The 25,289-nt window shown below is 62.1% G+C and carries 17 protein-coding genes; 8 read left to right on the forward strand and 9 right to left on the reverse strand.

From position 1 onward, the window contains the following. Positions 1-15: 15 nt before the first annotated feature. The 7 genes from P0D71_RS21860 to P0D71_RS21890 form a co-directional block, all read right to left on the reverse strand. Positions 16-468 (reverse strand): low molecular weight protein-tyrosine-phosphatase, encoded by a 453-nt coding sequence (locus P0D71_RS21860; protein ID WP_091806301.1) that lies wholly within the window; start codon positions 466-468, stop codon positions 16-18. Then, the gene (locus P0D71_RS21865) at positions 465-1,637 is read right to left on the reverse strand and encodes a polysaccharide biosynthesis/export family protein (protein ID WP_408294434.1); all 1,173 of its coding nucleotides are present in this window, start codon (positions 1,635-1,637) and stop codon (positions 465-467) included. Before P0D71_RS21865 ends, P0D71_RS21860 begins: the two co-directional genes overlap by 4 nt. A 136-nt stretch (positions 1,638-1,773) precedes the next feature. Next, positions 1,774-3,189, reverse strand: coding sequence for an undecaprenyl-phosphate glucose phosphotransferase (locus P0D71_RS21870; RefSeq protein ID WP_408294180.1), 1,416 nt, complete (start codon positions 3,187-3,189; stop codon positions 1,774-1,776). A gap of 654 nt (positions 3,190-3,843) precedes the next feature. After that, on the reverse strand, positions 3,844-4,563 hold the full coding sequence (locus P0D71_RS21875; RefSeq protein ID WP_408294178.1) for a carboxypeptidase regulatory-like domain-containing protein: 720 nt from the start codon (positions 4,561-4,563) through the stop codon (positions 3,844-3,846). A 102-nt stretch (positions 4,564-4,665) separates the two neighbouring features. Further along, a complete protein-coding gene (locus P0D71_RS21880; protein ID WP_408482043.1) occupies positions 4,666-6,957 on the reverse strand; it encodes a YjbH domain-containing protein in 2,292 nt (763 codons plus the stop codon). An 800-nt stretch (positions 6,958-7,757) separates the two neighbouring features. Continuing rightward, positions 7,758-9,026 (reverse strand): isoprenylcysteine carboxylmethyltransferase family protein, encoded by a 1,269-nt coding sequence (locus tag P0D71_RS21885; protein WP_408482045.1) that lies wholly within the window; start codon positions 9,024-9,026, stop codon positions 7,758-7,760. Positions 9,027-9,105: 79 nt separating this feature from the next. Further along, positions 9,106-10,974 carry a collagen-like triple helix repeat-containing protein gene (locus P0D71_RS21890; RefSeq protein ID WP_408482047.1) on the reverse strand — a complete coding sequence of 623 codons (1,869 nt, stop codon included), beginning with the start codon at positions 10,972-10,974 and terminating at the stop codon, positions 9,106-9,108. Positions 10,975-11,448: 474 nt separating this feature from the next. On the opposite strand from P0D71_RS21890, the gene P0D71_RS21895 reads away from it, so the two are divergent. From P0D71_RS21895 to P0D71_RS21925, 7 genes are all read left to right on the forward strand, one after another. Beyond that, complete coding sequence (locus P0D71_RS21895; protein WP_408294167.1) at positions 11,449-12,120, forward strand: RNA polymerase factor sigma-70; 672 nt, start codon at positions 11,449-11,451, stop codon at positions 12,118-12,120. A gap of 129 nt (positions 12,121-12,249) precedes the next feature. Continuing rightward, the gene (locus P0D71_RS21900; RefSeq protein ID WP_408294164.1) at positions 12,250-12,489 is read left to right on the forward strand and encodes an MbtH family protein; all 240 of its coding nucleotides are present in this window, start codon (positions 12,250-12,252) and stop codon (positions 12,487-12,489) included. Positions 12,490-12,561: 72 nt separating this feature from the next. Next, a complete protein-coding gene (locus tag P0D71_RS21905) occupies positions 12,562-13,584 on the forward strand; it encodes a TauD/TfdA family dioxygenase (RefSeq protein ID WP_408482049.1) in 1,023 nt (340 codons plus the stop codon). After that, positions 13,581-14,447: an ABC transporter ATP-binding protein gene (locus tag P0D71_RS21910; protein ID WP_408482050.1), complete on the forward strand. Its 867-nt coding sequence runs from the start codon at positions 13,581-13,583 to the stop codon at positions 14,445-14,447. Before P0D71_RS21905 ends, P0D71_RS21910 begins: the two co-directional genes overlap by 4 nt. After that, the gene (gene fhuB / locus P0D71_RS21915; protein ID WP_408482052.1) at positions 14,444-16,552 is read left to right on the forward strand and encodes a Fe(3+)-hydroxamate ABC transporter permease FhuB; all 2,109 of its coding nucleotides are present in this window, start codon (positions 14,444-14,446) and stop codon (positions 16,550-16,552) included. The genes P0D71_RS21910 and fhuB overlap by 4 nt, the downstream gene beginning before the upstream one ends. Further along, complete coding sequence (gene fhuF, locus P0D71_RS21920; RefSeq protein ID WP_408482060.1) at positions 16,552-17,367, forward strand: siderophore-iron reductase FhuF; 816 nt, start codon at positions 16,552-16,554, stop codon at positions 17,365-17,367. Before fhuB ends, fhuF begins: the two co-directional genes overlap by 1 nt. 68 nt (positions 17,368-17,435) lie before the next feature. Then, positions 17,436-18,473 carry an ABC transporter substrate-binding protein gene (locus tag P0D71_RS21925; protein ID WP_408482053.1) on the forward strand — a complete coding sequence of 346 codons (1,038 nt, stop codon included), beginning with the start codon at positions 17,436-17,438 and terminating at the stop codon, positions 18,471-18,473. A 66-nt stretch (positions 18,474-18,539) separates the two neighbouring features. Here P0D71_RS21925 and P0D71_RS21930 read toward each other — a convergent pair whose 3' ends face one another. Both P0D71_RS21930 and P0D71_RS21935 read right to left on the reverse strand, forming a co-directional pair. Next, positions 18,540-20,306: a cyclic peptide export ABC transporter gene (locus P0D71_RS21930; RefSeq protein ID WP_408482055.1), complete on the reverse strand. Its 1,767-nt coding sequence runs from the start codon at positions 20,304-20,306 to the stop codon at positions 18,540-18,542. Positions 20,307-20,428: 122 nt separating this feature from the next. Continuing rightward, positions 20,429-20,587 carry a hypothetical protein gene (locus tag P0D71_RS21935; protein WP_408294147.1) on the reverse strand — a complete coding sequence of 53 codons (159 nt, stop codon included), beginning with the start codon at positions 20,585-20,587 and terminating at the stop codon, positions 20,429-20,431. Between P0D71_RS21935 and P0D71_RS21940 the strand changes: the two genes are divergently transcribed. Next, positions 20,586-25,289 (forward strand): non-ribosomal peptide synthetase (locus P0D71_RS21940; protein WP_408482057.1); only part of this gene is annotated, 4,704 nt, incomplete at its 3' end. The two genes, P0D71_RS21935 and P0D71_RS21940, sit on opposite strands and share 2 nt — an antisense overlap.

The raw sequence follows: 25,289 nt of genomic DNA on the forward strand, positions 1-25,289 counted from the left end.
CACCAACTCATCATGTTATGTACGCGAACCCCGGGACAGATCCGCAATGCGTTTTGTCCAGTCCCGAACACCTCGTTCGATTAGGGCCATTGCCTGATCGTAGATGCGCGCCGAGCGGCCAAAAGGATCCGGTACATCGGCGTGCTCCGCCTCTGCCAGTCGGTAGACGCGTCCGCGAGTGGTCGGGTAGAACGTTTCGATTGCCTGCTTCTGAGTCAACTCCATGACCAGGATCAGGTCAGCCGCGCCACACACTCGCTCGTTGAGACGCCGGGCCGCGTGAGATGACATGTCGATCCCTCGAACCGACAGCATGTCGCGCGCAAAGCTGTCGATCGGTGCGCCTTTGGCAGCGGAAAGACCGGCTGAAGTCACTTCGACGTCGGACAATTCCCGCTGCAAAAGCCCTTGCGCCATGGGACTGCGGCAGAGATTGCCTTCACAGACTATGAGTACCGTATCGATCATTTCGTCACAATCGCCGTAGTTAGACCAGCATTGATGGCGGGAAGAAGCAGACTCAATACGCGGCTGAAACGCACGAGGCCGTTGCCGTCGACGTACACCACGTCTTTCGGTTGCAATTCGAATTGATTGGCCAGGATCATTGATACCGGCGAGTGGGCGTCGAGATGGAATACCTCGGCCTGTGATTCTGTCGACCCGCGTATCACATAGAGTTGGGCCGCGTCCGCGCTGGCGGTATTCAGGCTTCCGGCTTGCGAAAGCGCATCGCTCAATGTGAGCTTGCCGCTCTTCATTGGTAGCGCGGTGATCGGCTTATTGACTTCGCCCATGACGAACACACCGTTGTCGTCGCGCGATACGACTCTCAGCAGATCGCCGTTCTTGAGCAGGATATTGGATGGGTTCTGATCGCTCTCGAGCATCTTTGAAAGGTTCAGACGATGTGAAACGCCATTGCGAACCAGAACCATCCGGCTTTGGTCGGCGGTCGTGCTAAAGCCACCGGCACGATTGATCGCCTCGTAGAGCGTCAACGGAATGTCGTTGACCGGCACAGCGCCGGGCGTCCTGACTTCGCCGTCCACATAAATCTGCTTGGCGCGAAACGATGTGACTCGAACGGTGAGTTGCGGCTTGATGAAAACCTTCGACAACTCTGCATACACTGCTTGCTGAGCCTGTTCGACACGGAGACCCGATACATGAATCGAGCCTGCATACGGAAATTGTATGTTGCCGCTGTTGTCGACCACAAAGCCTTGGGCAGGATCGAACGGTCGGGCATTGTTCTGGTTTTGCGTGCCCAATGCGGCTGCGAGTTCGGGATGGTCCCAGACGGTAATCTGCAGTACATCGCCTGGGCCGAGCGTATAAGGTCCGGACAGTCCAGACAATTCGCGCGTTTGATCCGTGCTCGTCTGATCGGCGGTCTCGCGCAGCTTCTTGATTAGTGCGGTGTTAATGTCGACGATCGGAATTTGCAGATCCGCTTGAGCGCCTTGCGCGTCGCTGTTTCCCGTCGGCAAGGTTGCGGATGTCGGCATCCGCATACCAGGCGCGGCTGCACATGCCACGAGTCCGTAGCAGAGTGCAACACATAAAAGTCCGCGTGCGTGCCGTCGATATTGACGCGCGGCACCGTGTTCAGGAGTTGTTTTCGAATGTCCCATAAGATAGACCCTCGTATCGTTCATTTCTTTTTTAGGTAAGCTGGTCGGAGTCGTCGATGTGTCAACCGATTGAGTCATCAAGACGCGCTAGCCGTTGTTATAGTTTTTTGCTCCGCGGAAACCTGTTCAAATTCCCTCAATACGCGTTGCGGTGCATAAATCCGCGTACCACGGTTGCCAGTACGATTTTCATGTCCAGTCCGAAGGACCAGTTCCTCAGGTAGTACAAGTCATGCTCGACTCGCTTCTGCATCTTCTCGACGCGGTCGGTTTCTCCTCGAAAGCCGTTCACTTGCGCCCATCCGGTGATTCCAGGTTTGATCCGGTACCGGTGGATGTATCCGTCGACGATGGTCCGGTAGAGTTCGTCGTGTTCAATGGCATGCGGGCGCGGCCCGACCACCGACATGTCGCCTCTCAGCACGTTCAGGAATTGCGGTAATTCATCCAGACTTGTGCGACGCAGGAAAGCGCCTACTCGGGTAATCCGTGGGTCGTTGCGTGACGCCTGTTTGATGACGCCGGGCTCGGCGGCGTGGGCTCGCATCGTCCGAAACTTGTAGATCGTGAATACGCGTCCATCGGCTCCCTTTCTCTTTTGCCCGAAGAAGATCGGACCGGGTGAGGACAGCTTGACTGCGACTGCAACGGAAACCATCAGAGGGGCCACGCAGACCAGCGCCGCGATCGCAAATACCCGATCGAAAATATCTTTCTTCAGTAAGGCGTGCGACGACAAAGGCGACGCGACGAGATTGATGGCCGGCACGCCGATGAGGTCGATGACGCTGCTGTCGAACAAGGCCAGGCTGCTCACATCCGGGAGGAAACGAATGTTGACCAGGTCGTCACGGAATTCGTGCAGACAGCGCGAGATCATGCTTTCCTCTGACAGAGGCAGTGCAAGCCAGATCTCCTGGAGATTCTCGGCCCGAACGAATTCGGAGAAATCGCGGAAATCATCGAACAGTGGTGTGTTCGATGCGGAACGTTCTTCACCCGGATGCACGTCGAATGCGGCGGTTACCCGAAAACCACTGGTACGGGCTGCCTGGATGCTACGCACCACTTGTTGGCAATGTGATCCGCGGCCAACAACCGCAACGCTGCGCAAATTCAGACCTGCATTGCGGACGCGCCGCAGCAGTGCATACGTCAACGATCGCGAGACGATCAGCGCTGCACCCGTCGTGCCCGTCCAGTAGGCGAACCAAAGTCGCGAGATGAAATCGGTCCGATGCAGCGAGAACATGAGAACCAGCCCGCAACCTTGCACGACTAGCCACGCGAGACTGATCTGACCGATCAGGCGAAGCATGGAGCGGCCTCGCCACGATTGATATACGCCGAACACTGGAAAGAGCGCCAGCGCGAAGGCCGCGGCAAATGCGATGAAACCAGTGTCTATGTGAGCCGCTGTCAGATCGTCGAAGCGAATCCGCGAAGCTGAAACAGCACCACCGACGATCAACGAGATGTCGAGGACTCGCGCGAGCAATCCATGGACGCCCGCCGACTTCTTGCTCTCATGTGCAATTGATGTAGCGTTCATGCTATGGGCCGTGTCCTATACATTTTCCTGGCGCACGTCGCGCACCCGGAATAATCCATCTCATGACAAGATGGATTTTGTTTTTTAGCATTCCTCTTTTACGAGAGCTCAGCCTGTCGACGAAGCCGAGGTCTTACTGATTCCGGAGGGGATGGTTGAGCTGCTGGCTGATCGGCCACACAACGACTTTCAGCAGCGCCGATGCTTTGCGCGGTCGCGCAAAATGCCGTCGCTCATTGGCCGAAAGTGTGCTGCCGCGCCCGGTGCGTTCCCGTGGCGTGAGTTGCCACGAGACTGGCCCACCCCGAGCCAGACTGAGCTATTGAAAGAGATACTCATTTGCTTTCCCCGTTTTCTGTTGCCTGCGTCTTTTGCGCAGCGATAGGGTTAAAGCAGTAAATATGCCAGGATGAAAATTGAGGACGTAAAGTTTGCCATCTCGTTGCAGAATCAAGCCTGACAAGGGCTTCACGCTTGCGCGCGATCGTCCGCAGCGGTCAATCACACAGGTTTCGGGGCGCCGTAACGTAACGGCGTGCCGTAACGTCCTGCTTCTGGATTTCCTGTGAAGTGGCTGTACGAAGCCGGCAGGGCTGCCGGCAATCAGTGGTGTGATTGAAAGTCGAGAGACGCCACCGTGTGGCGTCTGACGCATTACTTGGTGGTCGTACCAGTCCCGCCCGTGCCACCCGTGGCGCCGTTGCTGCCACTGCCAGCAATCGGTGAAGCCGCGCCCGCCGAGACAGCTGCTGCAGCGAGAGACGCTGCCGGCTGGCCGTCGCTGGTGATCGCGCCGGCCGCCCGCAACGTCTCGAGGTCGGCGTCGGCGCCCGGTTGTCCTGGTATAAATGAAACGGTGAGGAACGACGAAGATGAGAGCGTGATGCCGTACATCGTCTTCAGTAGTTGAGCGACACCGGCCTGAGCGTTCGCAATGATAGTTGGATTAGTCAGTGCGGACTGGTACGAGGCATTTGAGGTGATGCCGGCAAGCAACCCGTCGACGGTCGTTCCGAGCTGACCCGCGAGATAGCTCAAGAGCAATTGGGTGAGCGGTGTCACATTGTAGGTGCCGGTACCGGCAGCAAAGGAGTGGATGGTGACCGCGCCGCTCGACGCAGTGATGGCACAGGGACCGTCGAAATTGAACGCTGCCGAATACGCACCGTTTGCATTAGCAGCGGCGCTGCCTGAGCCATTCTTGCAAGCCAACTGGATACTCGCGTTCGCCAACGGTGCGCCGATAGCAGCGGTGCCGCTAACCGAGCCTAGTGCAGGGTTGCCTCCGCCGCCGCAAGCGGTCAGTGCCACGGCTGCCAGAAAAATAGATCCGAACTGAAGGATACGCGACGTTGCAGTGTCTAGAACTTTCATTTTTCTCTCCAAGGTGGAAATCACTTACGATTAACTGGCAATGGCACCTGCATTTCACCTGCGCCTGCGCACTACTCTTATCTGTCATGCAAAAGCGCAGCTTTAGAATCCCACGCGCGCCCTGTCGCTCTGGGAGTCGGGTCGATTCGCTTTGTCATCCGGGTTCGCGTAGCGGAGATAGGCATCGCGCATTCTGTAGAGCTGGGTGGAGAAATACTCACCACTAAACCGCCCTTGATTCAACAGATATTGCTGGGTGCTGTACGGGAAGCTCATGTTCTGCGCCGCGTCCGGCGTCAGGTAATTTGTCGAGCCCACGCGTGAGCGGAAATCGAGCGCAAACTGCTCCGAGCCGTACACTTGGGTGATACCTGGCTTCATGCCTTGACGCAGGGTCAACGGGAAACTGACTGACGCGCCAACGAAGCTGCCCTGACCGCTATGTTCTCCATGCACGCTGACTGATACGTCGTCGAACCATCGAGTGACGGCAATCAAAGGGCCTTTATCGCCGCCGACGTAGCGTGCTACACCCGCTTCAACCCATAGGTTCCAAGCTGGTTGGACCCATCGATACGTGAGCATCGCGTTCTTTTCGCTTGGCAGCGTGTCATGCCCGGGTTCGTGATGCAGATAGGCGAGCCGAAGGCGAACCAGATCAGGGCGGCCAGGGACGAACAGCGTCGTCTCGTTCTGAACGCCGATGTAATCGAAATCGAATTTCCCAATGGCCGCAACGTTAAGGACCCGCGGCGCAATCCAGAAGCTCTGGCCAAACGCCACCGTCGATAGGCCGCCGCGTAAGCGGTAGTCGCTGAAGACGCGGCCGCTGTCCATGTTTTTCGTGTTGTACAGCGGCGCGATATAACTCGCATAGAACTCCGCGCCACGCCATAGCGGCACGAAGCCTTCTATATTGGCACCTAGAGAGAGATCGAAATTGCCGTACTCCGTGCCGTACAGGTAGCTCGCAATGGGCTCGATCTGGATGCGCGTCAGTCCATGTTTGCGTTCGTCGCCGTGCCAGGCGATGGAGTCGGCGTCGTAGGTTGGACGCGTGCGCATCGTCATCGATCCGCTTGCAGCAGTGGGTGCTGCGCCCTTGATGAAGTGTGCGAACGCTTCCCGGTCCACGGCCAATTCACCCAGCGGTTCATTTGCTTTCTTGATGACCACACGAATTTTATCGGTTCCACGTGGCGCATTGATACTGGCGACGCCGAGGACAATGCCGAGCGCGTCCGCCTCGTTCTGGTTATAACGATGGTTTTCGTATTCGATTGCCAGATCACGCCCCGCCATACCCACGCGCACCCGTTCGAGGCCCGCGGCAAAAAGCTGGGTTGCGATTGCGTCGAGCGCCGAGGTGTCCAGTGAGTCGGAGAACGTATCGATCTGCTTCTGCGGCGGGGCGGTCGATGCGTCGCTTAACAGCGCGGACGCATAAGTCTGCAACGGCGGCACATAGGCGATCGGCGCTGCAGCAAGGGAGGGTGCTGTGTCGGCAATGTGCAGACTGACAGGCCTGAGCGTGTCGCGTCGAATGATCTCTTCGTCAGTAATGTCCGACACAGTATCGCTAGCGGACGTCGGCTGTTTTTCGCAAAGACCGTCGCCGCAACGCGCTGCGTCGAAGCGCCTGCCGAGAGGTATCTGCACAGCAATCGCAATCGACGTGCGTGGCGACGCGCCGTCCGTGGAGCGCAGTGATCGTGTCACCGTTCCGATCAGGCTTGCGTCCGCTAGCCAGCTAATGCGCGGCGATTGATAGCGCAAACCTGCATACGGTGTCTTTGCGTCATCTTCAGCAAGGAGCGAGAAGCCGGTCTTCCAGATCGACAGCTGGATGCCGCCGAACAACCCGTCGAGCCTGTCACCCTGGCCGTAGCCTAAGGTTAATGTCGCCGGCCCGAATGCTTGCGACGCGACACCATACTTTGAGCGGAAATAATGCGTCCGGCCGCCGACGTCGGTCGCGCCGAAAGCGATGGACGGCTGATATTTAAAGAAGCGAGGTACTTCTACTTTTATTTCGGCTGTCAAATGCCGGAGAATCGTGTGCTCTCCGTTGGTAAATACCGCGCCCCCGTTTGTCGGATAGTTCGCCAATCCCCCCGACATTTCCACGTACGGGAAGATGCCAAAGGCCGCCCAATAGATCTGCGAACCAGTTGCCCGCTTGCCATACCGCGGATCGACGTAATCGTTATATTGTGCCTCCGCCATGCCGTTGGGCAGCGCGAAAGCGTAGGGAATAACCAATCCTCCGGCCTGTCCCAGCGAGTTCAGCGCAGGCTCACTCGCCTGCGCCGACGCCGCAAATGACAATGCTGCTGCGAACGCAAAAGCATGCGGAGAAGAACGGAGGCCCTGCGAGCGCTGCGCGCGGGTCATTCGGCGCATTGCGCACGTTGCCCCTGGTTAGTACCATTCAGACCTCCTGCTTTTATATGCCACGCAAAATTCGCCCTGTTCATTCTATTCCCCGTGTTGGTCTCTCGCGCCAAACGTTCTTATTGGTCCGCTCAACTTGTGTTTGCCTGAGCAGTTCTCGTCTCTCTTGCTACAGCAATCGCACTTTTCGCAAATACAAAACCACACGCGTGCGCGAAGAAGCGCGGAATTGCACGCAATCTGGGATTCGCCCGATAGGACAAAAAGGTCTGTGGCCAACCAGCCTGGAGAGGCGATTGGGGAAATGTACTGTCCACCGTGTGTGCCCGCTGCGTTGCGCCGTTGCGCGCCAGATAATCTAAAGCAGCAAGCGTGCCAATTGATGCGTTGAGGTGGAGCGGATTTGATGTGATCGGAGAGAGTCCTTGTCGGACAAGGCCTTGACGGTATTCGAGGAGCTTCCGCAAGCGATGCGAGCAGATCGCAAACTTACTGGTTTGCGGACTCGTAACGTTACGTAGGCCGTAACGGTTTGCTGCGGCCGGGAACAGCGAAAGGGAGTTGGCGAGCGTTATCTCTAGTGCGCCGATCCGAGCGCTTCAATTGCACACTATCGCGGTATCCAGGGCGTACGAATTTGGGTATCCTTGGGCTGTTTTTTGGTGGCGTTTTCTGCCTCGAACCTATCGGGTTCTCTACGCAATCGATGGATCCGCAACGGCTAACTCAACAAATCAGAACGTCGATTTTTTTCAATTGAAAGTGCAATGGACGCAGGGTCCTCACGCAGCCCGCCTCGCTCATCCCGACACCCGCGCAAGTTTCGCAAACACCCCATTCCTCCCGATCCACTCCGCGTACTCCCGGTACGCCGGATCATTCATCAAGTGTTTTTCTTCTGTTTTGGCGCGCAGGAAGTAAAGCAGATTCACCGCAAGCAACGCCGCACAATGCGTCACCGCAACCTTCCACCCCATCGGTTCGACAAACGGCACCGTCACCATCCAGTAAGACAGATTCTTAGCGATATAAGCCGGATGCTTGGTGAACCGATAAGGCCCTGAAGTGATGATCCCGCGATTAGTCAGATTCGAAAACCGCAAGCCAAAAGAAATAGTCGCCAGCGCATAACACAGCAGCAAAGCAATGATGACAGCACCCCAGACTACCCGCACAACAGGCATCGAATTAAGCCAACTATCCCAGAAGACCGAGCCTTCGTAGCGGATGTAATGGTTGGAAATCAGCGACCAGAACGGCTGATAACAGATCAGTGCAACGAGCCAACCCAACGTGGTCGGCTCAGCGCTGCGCACGTGACTATCAAGAATGCGCAATGTACACAGGTAACCCACCGTGCCGAACATCAGATCCATCGCAAACGACAGGTCGTACATAAACCGGAAAGTCGCAAGCGAAAACGGCGCATTCAGCGCGGTCGTCAACGACGCATTCAGATGGTCCGCATTAGTCGACAGGTAGACGATCATCAGCGGAAGGAAGAACGCCTTCACCATCCACCCGGCCAGCATCTCTCTGACAGGGCGCCAGTTCGCCGGCCGCACGCCGCGAAATAAGAAGCGCGCCCATAGCAGGTACGCGTCGTCGGTTTCGCGCTGATGCCGGTCCATCCACGCAAAGTAGAAGGGCGCCGCGATGAGTACATACGGTGCTAGCGTACCGAGCAGCGACCAGAACGGGTTATAGAAGGCGCCGTGATATTCGGGCAGCAGCCAGTAAAGCGCGCCGATGCCCGCGTACACCGAGGCCAGCGCCGCGAGGCGCAATTCCACGCGCACGATGCTCAGCGGCCGCACCGCGCGACTCGCGAGACCGGAGCTCGGGCGCAAATAGACTCGCGCGACGAATAGCTCGTAGATTGCGATGGTCGCGATGATTGCGAGGCAGGCAACGGTGCTACGCGTCGCGCCATCGATCGAACTGCTGTCGCGCAGCAACCAGAGCGTGAGCAATCCGACGCCGATCCCGAGCAAGCCGATCGAAAACGGCGTCGCCGAGCGCGGCCGCGGGTCGTGCGTGCGCGCGACCGTATTGAAGGTGGAGTTCATGTCATCCCTCGTAGTCATGACATTGATGGCGGCCGGGCTGTTGGTTTTTTTGCGCCCGGCCGCTGAGCTTGCGTAATGCTTATTTGCCGGCTGTCGCCACACCGCCGAGCAATCCGCCGACGAGGTTCGTCACCGGCGCAAGCGGGTTCTTGCTGGTCGAGCCGCTGCTGCCTGTGCCGCTCGCTGAGCCGCCGGTCAATCCGCTGACAAGACCCGTGAGCGGATTGGCGGGCGTGCTTCCTTGCGAGGCGCCATTGAGTGCGCCCGTCACGCCGCTCGTCAACGAGCCGACCAGAGTGACGACGGGCGCGAGCGGACTGCTCGTGCCGGTCGTCCCACCCAATGAGCCGACCTTGCCGAGGAGCCCTGTGACGGGTGCCAGCAGACCGGCAGCGCCGCCTGTGCCGCTGGAACCTCCCGTAGCGCCGCCCAACGATCCGAGGTTGCCGATCAGGCCAGTCAACGGCGGAATGGAGACGCCGCCCGAACTGCCAGTGCCGCCGAGTCCGCCGAGCGGCCCGAGTAAACCCGTGATCGGCGCGAGCGGATTGGTGGTCGCGCCAGTGAGCAATCCGGCCGCACTCGTGACGGTGTTACCCAATTGGCTCACGATTCCGCCGACATCTTTGCCGACCTGATCACCCGTGGCTCCCGACACTTTTACCCCGGCCGCATTGAGTCCGTTGCCGAGCGTGCCAAGCAGCTTGTCCAGCGGCGTGCCGAGGCCCGTCGCGTTGCCGATGGTCTGCGTCGTGTTGGAGACGGCTAGGGTGATCGGGTTAATCGCGGAACTGAGTCCCGTCTCGAGTTGCTGGACCGGCGCGCTTGAGAGCGTGGTGTTCAATCCCGCTCCGACAGAGCCGACACCGCTGCCCACGCCATCGACGATGCTGCCGAGCGTCGAAGTCACCGGAGAAAGCGGTTTGAGCGGGCCGCTCGAGAGACTCGACACCGCACCGCCAAGTGCGGTGACGGCAGCACCGGCATTCGAGATGACGCCCGTGGTGGAGTTCAGCGTTGGGCCGAGCGGATTGGCCGCGCTGCCCAGGGTGCCGAGGCCGGCGGCGGTGCCGTTACCCAGCACCTTCACGCCGTTGCCGAGGTCGGTGAGAGCGGTGCCAACGCCGGCGGTCGTTGCCCCGTTCACGCCAGGAATCGACGTGCCCGTGACCTTGGTGCCGGTATCGGCGACTGTGGTGCCGACTGCCGTGATGAGATTGCTAGCTTGGGTGACGACAGTGCCGATGGGGGTGGAAGAGGTACCGGAGGTGCCGGAGGTACCCGAGGTGCCGGAAGTGCCCGAGGTGCCGGAAGTGCCCGAGGTGCCGGACGTACCCGAGGTGCCGGACGTACCCGAGGTGCCGGACGTACCCGAGGTGCCGGACGTACCCGAGGTGCCGGACGTACCCGAGGTGCCCGAAGTACCCGAAGTACCCGAGGTGCCCGAAGTGCCCGAAGTGCCCGAAGTGCCCGAAGTGCCCGAAGTACCCGAAGTACCCGAGGTCCCCGAAGTACCCGAAGTACCCGAGGTACCGGAAGTACCCGAGGTACCGGAAGTACCCGAGGTACCCGAGGTACCCGAAGTGCCCGAAGTGCCCGAAGTGCCCGAAGTGCCCGAAGTGCCCGAAGTGCCCGAAGTGCCCGAAGTGCCCGAAGTGCCCGAAGTACCCGAAGTACCCGAAGTGCCCGAAGTACCGGAAGTACCGGAAGTACCGGAAGTACCGGAAGTACCGGAAGTACCGGAAGTACCGGAAGTACCGGAAGTACCCGAAGTACCCGACGTACCCGAAGTGCCAGACGTACCCGAAGTACCCGAGGAAGTGCCCGACGTGCCCCCCAGTCCGCCCCCACCGATACTTGGGGTATGAAGCGTCGATCCGCAACCGTAGAGCGCGAGTAATGTGGATGTCGCAACAGCGATGGCTGTCCGACCGGCAAGTTTCTTCATGATGTCCCCGTAGAACGACTGTTGATAGGGACATTCAAGCAAGATGTACGCCAAAGTCTGTTATGCTGCAATATTGTTATTTGAAAGAATATATATCGAACTATCGTGTAATTAATAAAATATAAACTGAAAAAATGGCCATTAATTCAACTCGGCAAAACCATGTTCCGCTTGCGTGCTACGTAACGCCGTAGCCCAACGTGACAGTGCAAACCTGCCGTCAATCGATCACGCAGCCAACGCTCACCACGTTCGAAATTCCCTTCGATACACCTGAAAAAAATCATACGGATACCTAAAACAATCAAAGCTGCCGCTGGCCAGAAGCAACGACCGTCGCCCACCCACCGCTACGCCCCCCGAATCAACATACAAAACTATCGAAAACTGTAAGGTCATTCCCAATCTTGATTGAGAATGATTCGCGTTTACGTTAGATTGGCGCCCTGTCCTTTGACAAAACGGAGCGAATCTATGGCTGAGGTGCTTGTCCGGCGAGAGCCTTCAACAGCGATGCCGATAGCGGTTCTCAGCGCCGCAGGCGCCTGTCCCACGGTCTCGCGCCGCACTCGCGCCCACCCGCGCCCGGTGAATTGGGAGAAGGGCACGCTGCTCGACGTGCTAATCGAGCACCGACCGATGCTCGTCAATCTGGCGCGCGGTTTCGTGGGTTGCGCGAGTCTCGCGGAAGACGTGGTGCACGACGTCTTCATCAAGCTGGTCGACTTTCCGGATCAGGACGCGGTGCGGCAACCGGTCGCCTACGTCACGCGCATGGTGCGCAACGCGTCGATCGACGCCTTTCGCCGCCAGAGCCTCGAAAACACCTATCACGCCGACGAAGACGACGGCCTGCACGTGCCATCACCGGAACCCTCGCCGGAAGCCGCGCTGCTCGTAAGGGACACGCTGCGGCACGTCTACAACGCGCTCGAGCAACTGCCGCCGCGCAGTCGCGCCGCATTCGAAATGGTGCGTCTGCGCGAAGAAACGCTGCAAAGCACGGCGCGCGCACTCGACGTCTCGCAGACGCTGGTGCATTTCATGGTGCGCGACGCGGAGAAGCATTGCGCTGATTGCCTCGACGCCTGCAATCGCGGCGAGGCGGGTCCCGCGTTTTGCAGTGGCCGCGCGCGTCGGCGGTAAAAAAGCGCGCACTCCAAACGTCAACTGAATAGAAGCGGTGCGCGCGCAACACGCGGACACCGCTGTGCCGGGACATGCGAGCGCACTGTCCGGGCGCCTTCTGACCTTTCATCGACTGAGCCTTTCATCATGACGCAAGCACAGCAGACCTCCAGCACGGCAGCAGGCGAGGCGGACGACCTCGCCTACACGGTCGTCATCAACGACGAAGAGCAGTACTCGATCTGGCCGACATTCCGCGACGTGCCGGCCGGCTGGCGCGAAGTGGGCGTGAGTGGTCCGAAAGCCGAATGCCTCGCGCACATCGAGACGGTATGGACTGACATGCGTCCTGCCAGCTTGCGCCGCCACATGGACGGAACGGCGTAAAGCGCGCGCAGTGAAATCCGGCGGCCTCGGGCATGCTCCCGGCCACGCCGCTCCAGCAAAAGGATTCAGAGTATGACCATGCTTTCCATGCCGCTGCCCACGCTCGCCGATCTATCGATCGAGCCCGGTCTGCCGACTATCGTCTCGCCGCGCGCGGGCGCCGCAATTTCATTGGAGGAAGCGGCGCCGCTGCTGCGCGCGATAGTCGACGACACGCTTGAGCGCGCGGGCGGTGTTCTGTTCACCGGTTTCCACGTGGGCTCGATCGACGCGTTTCAACGTTTCGCGGGATCGTTCGGGCATCCGCTGATCGGCTATGAATTCGCCTCGACGCCGCGCAGCCAGGTGGAGGGCGCGGTTTACACGTCGACGGAATATCCGCCGCATCGCTCGATTCCTTTGCATAACGAACAGTCTTACACGCGCGAATGGCCGTTGCGTATCTGGTTTCACTGCGCGCTGGCTGCACGCTCAGGCGGCGCGACGCCGATCGCCGATAGCCGTGCGATCTACCGTGCGCTCGATCCGTCGCTAGTCGAGCGCTTTACGAAGCGTGAACTGCTCTATGTGCGCAATTTCGGGCAAGGGCTCGATCTGCCCTGGGAGCAGGCGTTCGGTTCGGACGACCCGCGCACGGTCGAGCAGATTTGCCGCGCGCGTGGCATCGAGTGCGAATGGCGCGATAGCGAAGACGGCGAACTGCTGCTGCGCACGCGCGAGCGTTGCCAGGCGGTAGCGCGTCATCCACGCACGAGCGAGCACGTCTGGTTCAATCAGGCGAACCTGTTCCACCTTTCGTCGCTCGATGAAGACATGCAGGAGGCGTTGATCGACTCAGTCGGCCTGGAAAACGTGCCGCGCAACGTCTATTACGGCGACGGTGAACCGCTCGAAGCGGACGCACTCGCGGAGATCCGCGGCGTGCTCGATCAGCAACGTATCGTGTTTCCGTGGCTGACCGGCGACGTGCTGATGCTCGACAACATGCTCACCGCGCATGCTCGCGATCCGTTCGAAGGGCCACGCAAAGTCGTGGTGGCGATGTCACGAAGCTATAGCGAAGCCGAAGGCGAAAAACGGATGGCTGCGCAATGACGGAATCGCAGGGCGTGGCGCTCGCGGCGCATTCGCTGACGGTCGGCTATCGCGATCACGTCGTGCTCCACGGTCTGACCCTGAACATCGCGGCCGGCCGCGTCACGGCATTGTGCGGACCGAACGGCTGCGGCAAAAGCACGCTATTGCGCACGCTCGCCGGTTTGCAACCGGCGCTGTCCGGCAGTGTCGATGTCAACGGTGTGCCGCTCGCTTCGCACGGGCGCCGTGTACTCGCCCGCACGCTCACCATGCTCGCGCAGTTCAACCAGATTCCTTCGGGCCTCACCGTACGCGAGTTGGTCGCGTACGGCCGTTACGCGCATGGCGGCTGGCTGCGCGGACTGTCGCGCGCCGACCACGCGGCGATCGACGAAGCGCTCGCGACCAGCGGACTCGCGGCCGACGCCGCGCGCGACGTCGCCGCGCTCTCGGGCGGCGAAAGGCAACGCGCGTGGATCGCGATGGCGTTGGCACAGCAGGCGCCGATCGTGCTGCTCGACGAGCCGACTACGTATCTCGACATCCATCATCAACTGGACATTCTGCGCGAATTGCGTCGATTGAATCGAACGCGCGGCCTCACGATCGTGTGGGTGCTCCACGATCTCAACCAGGCCGCAGCCTATAGCGACGAAATCGTGCTGATGCGCGCCGGCCGCATCGTTGCGCAAGGGTCGCCCGATGCAATGCTCGACCCGCGCCACCTGAACGAAACCTTCAGTGTGCCGATGCTCAAGATCGCGCATCCGCAAACGGGTGCGCCGATGTGCGTGCCGGCGTATGAAGGCGATGCATTGGATATCGCTAGTGCCTGCGCCTCGCTTCGTGAGGAAGCCACGAGCAAGGACCTCGCCGCATGACGACGCTGGCAGCGCGCAAACGCATGCGCCGCAATGCGCCCGCGCTCAACAGCTACCGTGCGCCCGTCAGAAGCCGCGTCACCACGATCCCCGCCGCGCTAGTCGCGTTGATCGTCGTCGTGTCTGTGATGCGTATTACGCCCGGTTATCGCGCTTGGCTCGCCGCGCCGGTAGGCAGCGACGCCGCGCAGCTCGCCGGCATTCTGCTATTCGACCTGAGTGTGCCGCGCATTCTCGCGGCGCTGGTGGCAGGCGGCTGCCTTGCAGTGGCGGGCACGTTGTTCCAGTCGCTGACGCGCAATCCGCTGGCTTCGCCGGATCTTCTCGGCATTACCGGCGGCGCGCAGCTCGGCTTGCTCGCCGCGATGCTGGTGCCGTCGCTGGCCGGCGCGGCATCCGTGCCGCTGCTGTTCGCGTGCGGTCTCGGCGCGGCGGCGTGCGTGGCCGCGGCCGCGGGCGGCTGGCGCGCGACGCCGTTGCGGCTCGTTCTTGCCGGCAGCGTCTGCATGCTGCTGTTCTCCGCGCTGACCACGCTGATTCTTGCGTTCTTCGAGCAGAGCATCGTCGGCGTGTCGTTGTGGGCGAGCGGCAGTCTGTATCAACCTGGCGCGGCCGGGTTGAAGATCGCGGCAACCTGGCTCGTGTTGCCGCTGATCGCGTTGCCGTTCGTGCTTCGCCCGCTCGATCCGCTCGCCCTCGGCGACGATGCCGCCGCGGCGGCCGGCGTTCGCGTGGATGCCACGCGGCTCGCGGCGATGGTGGTGGCGGTGGGTTTCGCGAGCGTCGCGGTCAGTGTCGCCGGACCGCTCTCGTATGTCGGCCTGATCGCACCCAATCTGCTGCGGCAGATACGCGGCGCGAAGTCTTCGAGGCTGGCCGCGCTCGTACCCTTGTCCGCGTTGGTCGGCGGCGCGCTGGTGCTCGTTACCGATAGCGCCGTGCAGGCGCTCGATCTCGACGCGACCCTCTCGACCGGCGTCGCGATTGCCTTCGTCGGCACGCCTTTGATGCTGGCGATGATCCGGAGCGGTGCGGCGTGGTCGGGCGCGTTGCATGCCGGTCATGACCGCGCCGTCGCACGAACTGGCACGCGCCTCGTGCGCATGGTCGATGCGTGGCCCTGGCCGCTCACGGCAAGCATATTGGCGCTGCTCGCTATCGCGATCGTGTGTGCGGGCGCTTCGTTCGGTCCAACGACGATCGGTGTGCAACGTTGGCTCTCCGCCTTCAATCACCGCGACGAGCTGGCGAGAATGCTGCTCGATCTGCGTCTGCCGCGCCTTATCTGCGCATTGCTGGCGGGGGCGCTGCTCGCCGCGAGCGGCGTACTGATGCAAAGCATCGTGCGCAATCCGCTAGCCGGTCCGGAAGTGCTGGGTGTGACGCAAGGCGCGGGACTCGCAACGCTCGCGGCGCTCGTCATGTGGCCGCTCGCGGCACATTCGACGCTGGCCGTCGCGTCGCTTGCGGGCGGCGGCATCACGTTGGCCTTGACGCTCGTGCTGAATCGCCGGCATCGCTATGCGCCGCTCGCGGTTGCGCTCACGGGCATCGTGATCGGCACGCTGTGGACGACGCTGTCGCAATGGCTCATCACCCAGCAAAGCGTGCAGCCCGCGCGCTTCGTGGTGTGGCTGGTCGGTGGCACGTACGGGCGCAGTTGGGGCGAAGTGACCACGCTGCTGCCGTGGTGCGTGCTGTCCGTGCCGGTGTTCGCGCTGCTCGCGCGTCCGCTCGATCTGCTTGCCCTAGGCGACGATCAGGCCGCCTCGCTCGGTTTGCCGATTGGCGTGCTGCGCCCGCTGGTGCTGACCGTGGCGACGCTCGCAGCGTGCGCGGCGGTGGCCGCGGTGGGGCCGGTTGGTTTCATCGGATTGATGGCGCCGCATCTGGCGTCGATGCTCGGCGCGCGTGCTCATCGCACGCGCTTATGGCTGGCTGCGGCGTGCGGCGCACTGGTGCTGGTCGTGGCCGATATCGCCGCGCGCACGCTGCTGGCACCGCGCGAAATTCCCGCGGGTGTGCTGACCGCATTGATCGGTGCGCCTTATCTGCTTGCGCTATTGATCGTGGAGGCGCGTCGCGAGAAGCGGGGCAAACGGTGATGCGGCAACCTGTGCCTGACGAGCGAGCGCGCTGCTTTGCGGGCTTCGCGCCGGAGTCGATCGCGCATTATCTCGAGCATGTGTGGCTCGGTACGCCGAACGTGGTCGATGAACCCGCACTCGCCGTTGGCCCAACCGCAAGGCTGACTGTGATCCCTGTTAGTGAACTGGCCAACCATCGCACGGAATTGCTCGATGCGATGGTCAAGCTATACGGCGGCGAGCGCGAAACGCATGCACGCGCGTTGCTGTCGCAATGGACCAAGTACTACTTCGGTTTCACTGCGACCGCCGGATTCGTCGCGGCGGCGTTGCTGCGCAGGCCGCTCGTCATGTCGCCGGATAAAACGCATGTCGTGCTACGCGACGGCCTTCCCATCGCCGCGTATTTCGCACGCGATGCACTGCAGCCCGTCGAATGTGAACCTGCTCGCCGATATGCGCCGCTCGTCGAGCACTTGAATGCGGTGATCGAGACACTGTGTGCGCTGACTCGAATCGCGCCGCGCGTTTTGTGGAGCAACGCAGGCAATCTGCTGGACTACCTGTTCGAACAGTGCGCGCCGCAATTCGATTTGAGCGACGACATGGCATGGCTGTTCGGTCCGCTTGGTGCCAATGGCGAGGCCAATCCGCTGCGTCTGCCGGTGCGTCAGGCAAAGCCGCGCGCCGCCAGTTTGCCGAACCCGTTCAGCGCACGGCGCGTGTGCTGTGTACGTTATGAAATTCCCGGAGAGACGCAACTGTGCGGACGCTGCCCCCTGCTATTGACAATGAGCGATGCGGAGATCGCATTGCAGACCGCGTCACGATGACGAGGGTGGCGTCATCGGCGCCCACGCCACGTCATGCGAATAAAATCCCGCGTTTCGGGCAGCTTTGCGTGACCGCCGCTGTGGCGGCAACGTTGTTTTCCAACTCATATGTGTTCGCACAAAGCACTAGCACTGCCGCGGCCGCAACGAAAACAGGCCTCGCAACTCGCGTGGCAAACCCGAAAACGTCGCAGGAAACCTGCACACCGCTTGCCGACAATCCGATCATCTCGCAAGCGAGTCCGACGTTGCCCGCACAGCCAAAGCGTATCGTCGTGCTCGAATTCATGTTCGCCGAAGACCTCGCGGCAGTCGGCATCACGCCGGTCGGCATGGCCGATCCCGAGTACTACCCGGTGTGGATCGGCTACGACAATGCACGTCTCGCATCGGTGCCCGACATTGGCACACGGCAGGAGCCGAGCCTCGAAGCGATCGCGGCAGTAAAACCTGATCTGATCCTCGGCGTCGGTTTGCGCCATGCGCCGATCTTCGCGGCCCTTGAACGCATCGCGCCGACCGTACTGTTCAGATACGGCCCGAACTTCACCGAAGACGGCGCCCACGTCACGCAACTCGATTGGAGCCGCAAGATTCTGCGCACCATCGGTTGCCTGACTGGACGCGAAGAGGCGGCGCGTGCCGTCGAGGCGAAGGTCGATGCCGGGTTCGCCCGCGACGCTCAACGCCTCGCCGAAGCCGGCCGCCGTGGCGAACAGGTGGCCTGGTTGCAGGAATTGGGCTTGCCGGACCGCTATTGGGCGTTCACGGGCAACAGCACGGCGGCGGGTGTCGCGCAGGCGCTCGGACTCGATCCGTGGCCCGCCGAAGCGACACGCGAAGGCACCGCATACGTGAGTTCGGAAGATCTATTGAAGAAGCCGGCGCTGACCGTGCTGTTCGTCAGCGCGACTGGAAAAGATGTCCCGCTCGCCACCAAACTCGATTCGCCGATCTGGCGTTTCGTGCCGGCTCGAAGTTCGGGGCGCGTTGGGCTTGTCGAGCGCAATATCTGGGGATTTGGTGGGCCGATGTCGGCATTGCGGCTCGCCGATACGATGACGGACGTGCTGTTGTCCTTGCCGAAGCCCGCAGTAAAGAAGTAAGCGACCCACGCTCCAACAAGCAGAGCGCAGAAAAAACAGCGCTCTGCTTACAGATCTCTCACCTCATCATCCCATCGTACCGTTGCCCACAGCCGGGCTCAGCACCGCCTGTGCCGAACCATGCGTCTCGCTGACGATACTGCCGTTTTCCAGCTTCAACACCCGGTCCGCGAGATGGAAGTAACGGTCGTCGTGACTGATCACCAGCACTGTCTTGCCGCGTGAACGCAACTCCGGCAGCAGTTGCTCATAGAACACCGCTTTGAATTGCGGATCCTGATCCGCCGCCCATTCGTCGAACAGATAAAACGGCCGGTCTTCCAGATACGCGACCACCAGTGCGAGGCGTTTGCGCTGTCCCGTGGAAAGCGCTCGTGTGGAGAATGCGCCGTTCACGACCTGCACCTTGTGATCGAGCGCGAGCTTCGCGACCAGCGCGTTGGCTCGGGCATCCTCCTGCGCGCGCGAGGCGTCGTTCGGATCGACGATGCCGAGCAGCGCGTCGAAAAGATGAAAATCGTTGAACACGGCGGTGAAACGCTGGCGATATGCGGCGCGTTCCGCAAAGCCGACTGGCTTGCCGTCCAGTTCTATCGTGCCGTCTTCGGGTTCGTAGAGGCCGGTCAGCACTTTTGCGAGCGTGGTCTTGCCACTGCCGTTGCCGCCGACGATAAATACCAGTTCGCCCGGCCTGAAGGTCAGATTGACCGGCCCGACGCGGAACATCCGCTCATCGCGCTCGTGGAAGTACGAGTGTGTGACATTGCTGAGCGTAAGCGTGCGATACGGCGCATGCGAAGCGTTTTCGTCGGGCGGCGGCGAGATGCGCAGCGCGCCGAATTCACCCATCACTTTCTCGATGCGATCGAGCGAGACGCGCGCGGCGTTCAGCGTCGGCACATTGTTGAGCAGGCCGTCCAGCGGCAGCAGCATGAACAGGAACACGACCACGTAGCCCGAGGCGGACGGCGCGTCGGCATGCACGCCGAGCGCCGGCCAGAACGCCGCGACGCCGAGAAACACGTAGAACAGGAACACGATCCAGCCGACCCCGACCGCATAGGCGCTGAACGCCCGGCGCCGATGATCGCGTACTTCGTCGATCGCGGAGCCGAGCTGGCCGTCCACGAATTGACGCGAACGCGCCTGGTGCAGCTTCAGTTCCTTCGCGCCGGTGAAGAGCGCGCCGAGGTAGCCGAACAGCTTGTCCTGAGAGCGGCCCGCGGCTTCGAGCGAGGCGATCGCGCGCTTATCGCCGGCGTGATAGCCGAGCGAGCCGACCAGGATCGCGGCGAGCGCGAGCAGGCAGACCGGCCACGATAGCCACGCGAGATAACCCAGGCAACCGAACACGATCGAGCCGTGCATCACGAGATTGGGCAACGCGAAGAACAGCATCGAGACGTTGGTGGCGTCGTCGGTCAGCACGGATTGAACGGGCGCCGCGCCGATCCGCTCGACATCGCGCAACTCGGCTTCGGCCACACGCCGCGCGACGTGTTCGCGCAACTGCGCCATGGTGTCTTGCGAAAGCCGCGCGAACAGCACGCCGGTGATGACACGCGTAACGAGCGCGACCACCGCGCACAACGCGAAACGCATGGCGAGCGACATATCGGCGGCGCCCGCTTGCGACAGCGCGCGGCTCAAGGTCGCGACTAGCAGCACACTGGCGATGCCGTTCAGCACGCAGGCGCTCAACGCGATCGCGAACGAGCCGCGAGAGCGCTTGAGCAGCGCCACGATCAGGCGCATGGCGGGCTTGGCCGTGGAGCGGGAGGGAGAGGAAGAAGACGAGGGTGGCGCGTCGTGGCGCTCGTTGGCAGCGGTCATCGGCAAGGTGTCGCAGTGGGTCGCAATGGATCGGTAAATCGCAGCGCATGCGTGCATGCGGCCATTCAGCGGGGCGCGAAGACTCGCCCCTCGCCTGATAGACGAATGGGCGAAGCAAACATTTACCGTGCGCAGCGATCTGCCACGACGAAATGATGCAGTCCAAATAAAACGCCATGCGCGGTAAAAATTTGCGATTGCGGATCGTCACACCAATGAAGCGGCCCATTGCGGCCGGCGACTTGGCCGAAGCGGCCGGTTTTAACGGATTTCATGCCCATGACGAGCTTCCCGATTGCGTTGCACCACCAGATCCGCGCCATGGCGCGCATCGATCCCGCTGCGCCCGCACTGGCGTCATTCACGCCGTACACTGTGCGCTTGACGCGCGGGGAACTGGATAGTCGCGCGGCGCGTCTTGCCGCGCGACTGCGCGCCGCGGGCGTGACGACTGAAGTGCGCGTCGGCGTGTGCGTTGCGCGTTGCTGCGATCTGTTCGTGGCGTTGCTGGCTGTATTGAAGGCGGGCGGCGTGTTCGTCGCGCTCGATCCGCGTCATCCGCCGGCGCGCCTCGATTGGGTCGCGCGGGATGCTGGGCTCATGCACGGCATCGTCGACGGTTCTGCTGATGCGGCAATGCGCGCGCGTTTCGTTCAATGTTTCGACGTGGCAAGCGTTGCTACGGCAGACACGGCAGATGCGGCGGCGCCATATTTCGACGACGAAGACACGCCGGTGCATCCGCGCGCGGCGGCCTACATGATTTACACGTCCGGCTCGACAGGCACGCCGAAGGCGGTGGCTGTCGAGCACGGTCCGCTCGCCGCGCACGGCGAAGCGCTCGCCGGCTCGTTGCCGATCAGCGCCGCCGACCGTGTGCTGCATTTTGCTTCGGTCAATTTCGACGTCTCCATCGAAGCGTGGCTAGTACCGCTTGCCGTCGGCGGCAGCGTGGTGATCAGCGATCCGCCGCCGTTCGGGCCGGAAACCACGCATGCGTTCATGCTGCGCGAAAACATCACGAATACGACGCTGCCGCCCGCTTATGTGCGCGAGTTCGCGAACGTTTGCGAGCGTCTAGGCGTGCCGCCTTCGCTGCGCACGCTGCTGTTCGGCGGCGAAGCGATGTCGCAAGACAGTTTCGACGAGATTCGCCGCGTATTTCCGTCGGTGCGTCTCGTCAATGGGTATGGACCGACGGAGGCGGTGATCTCGCCGATGCTGTGGCCCGTCGATCCGGGTGTGACGCCGGCGCTAGAAGACGGCAATGGTTTTGCATCGCTGCCGATCGGCTGGCCGATCGGGCGGCGCGTGGCGCGTGTCGATGGCGCGGCGCAACGGGGCGAGGCCGGCGAATTGTTGCTCGGCGGCGTGTGCCTCGCACGCGGCTATCACGGCCGTGCGGCGCTGACGGCGGAACGTTTTTTGCCTGACCCGCACGGCGCACCGGGCGAACGGATTTACCGCACCGGCGACCTCGCACGCGAACGTGACGACGGCTCGTTCGATTATCTCGGCCGCATCGACGATCAGGTTCAGGTGCGCGGCGTGCGCGTCGAGCCCGGCGAAATCGCGGCCTGTCTGCTGACGCATCCGGCGGTGGCCGATGCGGGCGTGCTGGCCGAAGCCGCAGGCGGCCGGACGCAATTGATCGCCTGCGTGGTGCTGCGCGACGCACTCGACGATGCCGCGCTGCAAGCGCATCTCGCCGCGCATTTGCCTCAGGCGTGGATGCCGCAGCGCATCGCGCGCTTCGAGCGTTTGCCTTATACGCTGAATGGCAAGCTCGATCGCGCCGCCTTGCGCGACTTCGTTGCTGCGATGCCGGTTGTGGCCGATGCGCATCATGTCGCGCCTCGCACCGCCACGGAAACGCGCCTGGCGGTGCTTTGGCAAACGCTGTTGAACGGCGCCGCGCCGATTGGCTGCACGGATCGATTCTTCGCTTGCGGCGGCGATTCGCTCACGGCGATGCAATTGCAAGCGGCGATTCGTATCGAGTGGCGGGTGAATCTGCGGCTCGATGCGCTGTTTGCCGATCAACCGCTCGAAGCGCTGGCGCGACTGATCGACGAGAGCGAGCCCGAAACAGCGGCAGGTTCGCATTCGATCAACGTAGTGCATACCGCCGACGCGCCGTTCGTCGACCGTCCCGCCTCGTTCGCGCAACAGCGCTTCTGGGTGCTCGCGCAAACGCAGGACGCAGGCGCGGCGTACCACGTCGCCGTGCAATGGAATGTGCGGGGTGCACTCGAGTTTGGCACGCTGCAACGCGCGCTCGACTGTGTCATCGCACGTCATCAGGCATGGCGAACCACGCTGGTCGAGTCCGATGATGGAGTCGTCGTGCAACGCATTCACGCACGCTTGCCGGTGCCGATTGCGTACATTGATTTGCGCGCCGAGAGTGAGGTCGAACGCGTTGCGCGATTGGCGGCGTTCGCGGAACAGCACGTTGGCGCGGCCTTCGATCTATCGAAAGGGCCATTGGTGCGCGCCGCGCTTGTCACGCTAACCGACAACACGCAGCGTTTCCTGTTGACCACGCATCATTCGATCAGCGACGGCTGGAGCTCACGCTGTGCCTTCGACGAACTGCGAACATCCTACACCGCCTTCGCGATGGGAAGCGAGCCGCAGTTGCCCGCACTGACGGTGCAGTACGCCGACTACGCGCAATGGCAACGCGACTGGCTTGCCGCGGGCGAAGGCGCACGGCAACTGGCGTACTGGCGCGATGCACTGCGCGATGCACCCGAACCACTCGCGTTGCCGCTCGACCGGCCGCGCTCACCGGAACACGACTATCGTGGCGGCCGTCTCGCGCTGCGCTTACCCGAAGCGCTTTCCGAAGCCGTGCGCGAGACGGCGCGACGCGCGCGGGCGACCCCGTTCACGGTGCTGCTCGCCGCTTTCGACGCGTGGCTCTATCGTTTGACCGGCACGACCGATGTCGTCGTGGCCGCGCCGATCGCGCATCGGCAGCGGGCGGAGACCGTGCCGCTGGTGGGTCTCTTCCTCAACACGCTTGCGCTACGAACGCGCGTCGCGCCGGACCAATCGTTCGCCGCGTTGCTCGACGGCGTGCGCCTTTCCACGTTCAATGCGTTCGCGCATCAGGATGTGCCCTTCGATCAGGTGCTCGACGCCGTCAAGCCGCCGGTGCGGCGCGGCGATGCGTGGCTGAAGGTCAAGTTCGCGCAGCAGTTCGATCTGGAGTTGACGGCTGAATTGCCGGGCGCCTCGGTGCGCATGTCACCGGGTCTCGATCTCGCCGCCCGCTTCGATTACGCGCTCGATTTCACCGACGACCCGCGCGGCATCGAACTGGTCGCCGCGTACGCGCTCGACGGTATCGACGAGGCGACCGCTCGCGCGTGGCTCCATAGCTACGCCGCGCTCGTCGCGGATGCCGTGCGCGATCCTCAGTGCGCGATTGCTGAACTGGATTGTGCGGATAGCGCCGAATATCGATCCGCGCGACGCGGACGCGAATTTCAACCGGCGGCTGGCAACGTGCTCGCGCTGTTCGCGCGCTATGTGCGTGAAACGCCGCATGGTGTGGCACTCGCGGACGTCGATCAGCAACTCACGTATGCCGAACTCGACGCGGTGTCCGACCGAATCGCATTTGCTTTGCGGCAGCGTGAGGTTGGCGCTGAACAGGCGGTGGCGGTGTGTATCGAGCGCTCGGTGCGCTTTGTGGTCGCGCTGATCGGCGTGATGAAGTCCGGTGCGTACGTTGTGCCGCTCGATCCCGCGGCGCCGAATGAGCGCTTGACTACGTCTGTCGATACCTGTGGCGCGCGCTGGATTTTGACAGCCGGTCAAGCGGTCACCCCGTTAGGCGGCGCGGCCGCGCTCGACTTCGATGCGCTCACGCAAGCTGCATCGCCGGCGAGCGTGGATGACTCGATCGCATCGCACATGCCACCGTTGGCCGATCAAGCCGCCTACCTGATCTTCACCTCAGGCTCGACCGGCACGCCCAAGGGCGTCGTGATTTCGCACGGTGCGCTGGCTGATTATGTCGAAGGCATGCTGGACGAACTCGCGTTCGCCGCGAACGCTTCGATGGCGATGGTCTCCACCGTCGCGGCCGACCTCGGCCATACGACGCTATTCGGCGCGCTGTGCTCGGGCCGCACGCTGCACCTGTTGCCCGCGCAATGCGCGTTCGATCCCGATCGCTTCGCCCACGAAATGCACAGGCGCAACGTCGGCATTCTCAAGATCGTGCCGAGCCACTTGCACGCGTTGCTCGACGCGCAGCATCCCGCCGACGTGCTGCCCGCACACGCGCTGGTGACGGGTGGCGAAACGCTGCCGTGGTTGCTGGTTGAGCGGATCGCTGCGCTCAAGCCCGCCTGCCGCGTTATCAATCACTATGGCCCGACTGAAGCAACCGTAGGCGCATTGACATGCGATACGTCCGCGCCGGAGCAAGCGGCATTGCGTGCGCCGAGCACGCAAGCGGCACACGCCGTGCCGCTCGGTCTGCCGTTGCCGAACGCCTACGCATGTGTGCTCGACAACAGCGGCGCGAGCGTGCCGCCAGGCGCAATCGGAGAGTTGTATCTTGGCGGCCCGGGTTTGGCACGCGGCTATCTGGGTCGTCCTGCCGCAACCGCCGAGCGTTTTGTACCGAATCCTTTCGTGCCAGGCGAGCGACTCTATCGAACCGGCGACCGCGTCAGACTGCGCGCCGATCGTCGACTGGATTTTCTGGGCCGGCTCGACGACCAGGTGAAAATTCGCGGCTACCGTGTCGAGCCGGGCGAGGTCAGTGCGGCGCTGCGCGCGCTCGAAGGCGTCGCTCAGGCCGAAACGCTTGCCGTGGAGCATGACGGGCGTTTGCGTCTGGCGTCGTTTGTGGCGATGACGAGCGGAGCGCGTTTTGACGAAGCCGCGTTGCGCGCGGCGTTGAGCATGAGCCTGCCGGATTACATGGTGCCGGCGGTGTTGCAGCAGGTCGCCGCGTTG

The organism is Paraburkholderia sp. RL17-383-BIF-A (genome assembly GCF_046028015.1).
Taxonomy (GTDB): Bacteria; Pseudomonadota; Gammaproteobacteria; order Burkholderiales; family Burkholderiaceae; genus Paraburkholderia.

What these genes read in the sequence shown, in the direction of transcription:
- P0D71_RS21885 (WP_408482045.1), bottom strand. Translation starts at nt 9,026, where the DNA reads ATGAACTCCACCTTCAATACGGTCGCGCGCACGCACGACCCGCGGCCG.
- fhuF (WP_408482060.1), top strand. Translation starts at nt 16,552, where the DNA reads ATGCGGCAACCTGTGCCTGACGAGCGAGCGCGCTGCTTTGCGGGCTTC.
- P0D71_RS21930 (WP_408482055.1), bottom strand. Translation starts at nt 20,306, where the DNA reads ATGACCGCTGCCAACGAGCGCCACGACGCGCCACCCTCGTCTTCTTCC.
- P0D71_RS21910 (WP_408482050.1), top strand. Translation starts at nt 13,581, where the DNA reads ATGACGGAATCGCAGGGCGTGGCGCTCGCGGCGCATTCGCTGACGGTC.
- fhuB (WP_408482052.1), top strand. Translation starts at nt 14,444, where the DNA reads ATGACGACGCTGGCAGCGCGCAAACGCATGCGCCGCAATGCGCCCGCG.
- P0D71_RS21935 (WP_408294147.1), bottom strand. Translation starts at nt 20,587, where the DNA reads ATGGGCATGAAATCCGTTAAAACCGGCCGCTTCGGCCAAGTCGCCGGC.
- P0D71_RS21860 (WP_091806301.1), bottom strand. Translation starts at nt 468, where the DNA reads ATGATCGATACGGTACTCATAGTCTGTGAAGGCAATCTCTGCCGCAGT.
- P0D71_RS21905 (WP_408482049.1), top strand. Translation starts at nt 12,562, where the DNA reads ATGACCATGCTTTCCATGCCGCTGCCCACGCTCGCCGATCTATCGATC.
- P0D71_RS21865 (WP_408294434.1), bottom strand. Translation starts at nt 1,637, where the DNA reads ATGGGACATTCGAAAACAACTCCTGAACACGGTGCCGCGCGTCAATAT.
- P0D71_RS21895 (WP_408294167.1), top strand. Translation starts at nt 11,449, where the DNA reads ATGGCTGAGGTGCTTGTCCGGCGAGAGCCTTCAACAGCGATGCCGATA.
- P0D71_RS21880 (WP_408482043.1), bottom strand. Translation starts at nt 6,957, where the DNA reads ATGACCCGCGCGCAGCGCTCGCAGGGCCTCCGTTCTTCTCCGCATGCT.
- P0D71_RS21870 (WP_408294180.1), bottom strand. Translation starts at nt 3,189, where the DNA reads ATGAACGCTACATCAATTGCACATGAGAGCAAGAAGTCGGCGGGCGTC.
- P0D71_RS21875 (WP_408294178.1), bottom strand. Translation starts at nt 4,563, where the DNA reads ATGAAAGTTCTAGACACTGCAACGTCGCGTATCCTTCAGTTCGGATCT.
- P0D71_RS21890 (WP_408482047.1), bottom strand. Translation starts at nt 10,974, where the DNA reads ATGAAGAAACTTGCCGGTCGGACAGCCATCGCTGTTGCGACATCCACA.
- P0D71_RS21900 (WP_408294164.1), top strand. Translation starts at nt 12,250, where the DNA reads ATGACGCAAGCACAGCAGACCTCCAGCACGGCAGCAGGCGAGGCGGAC.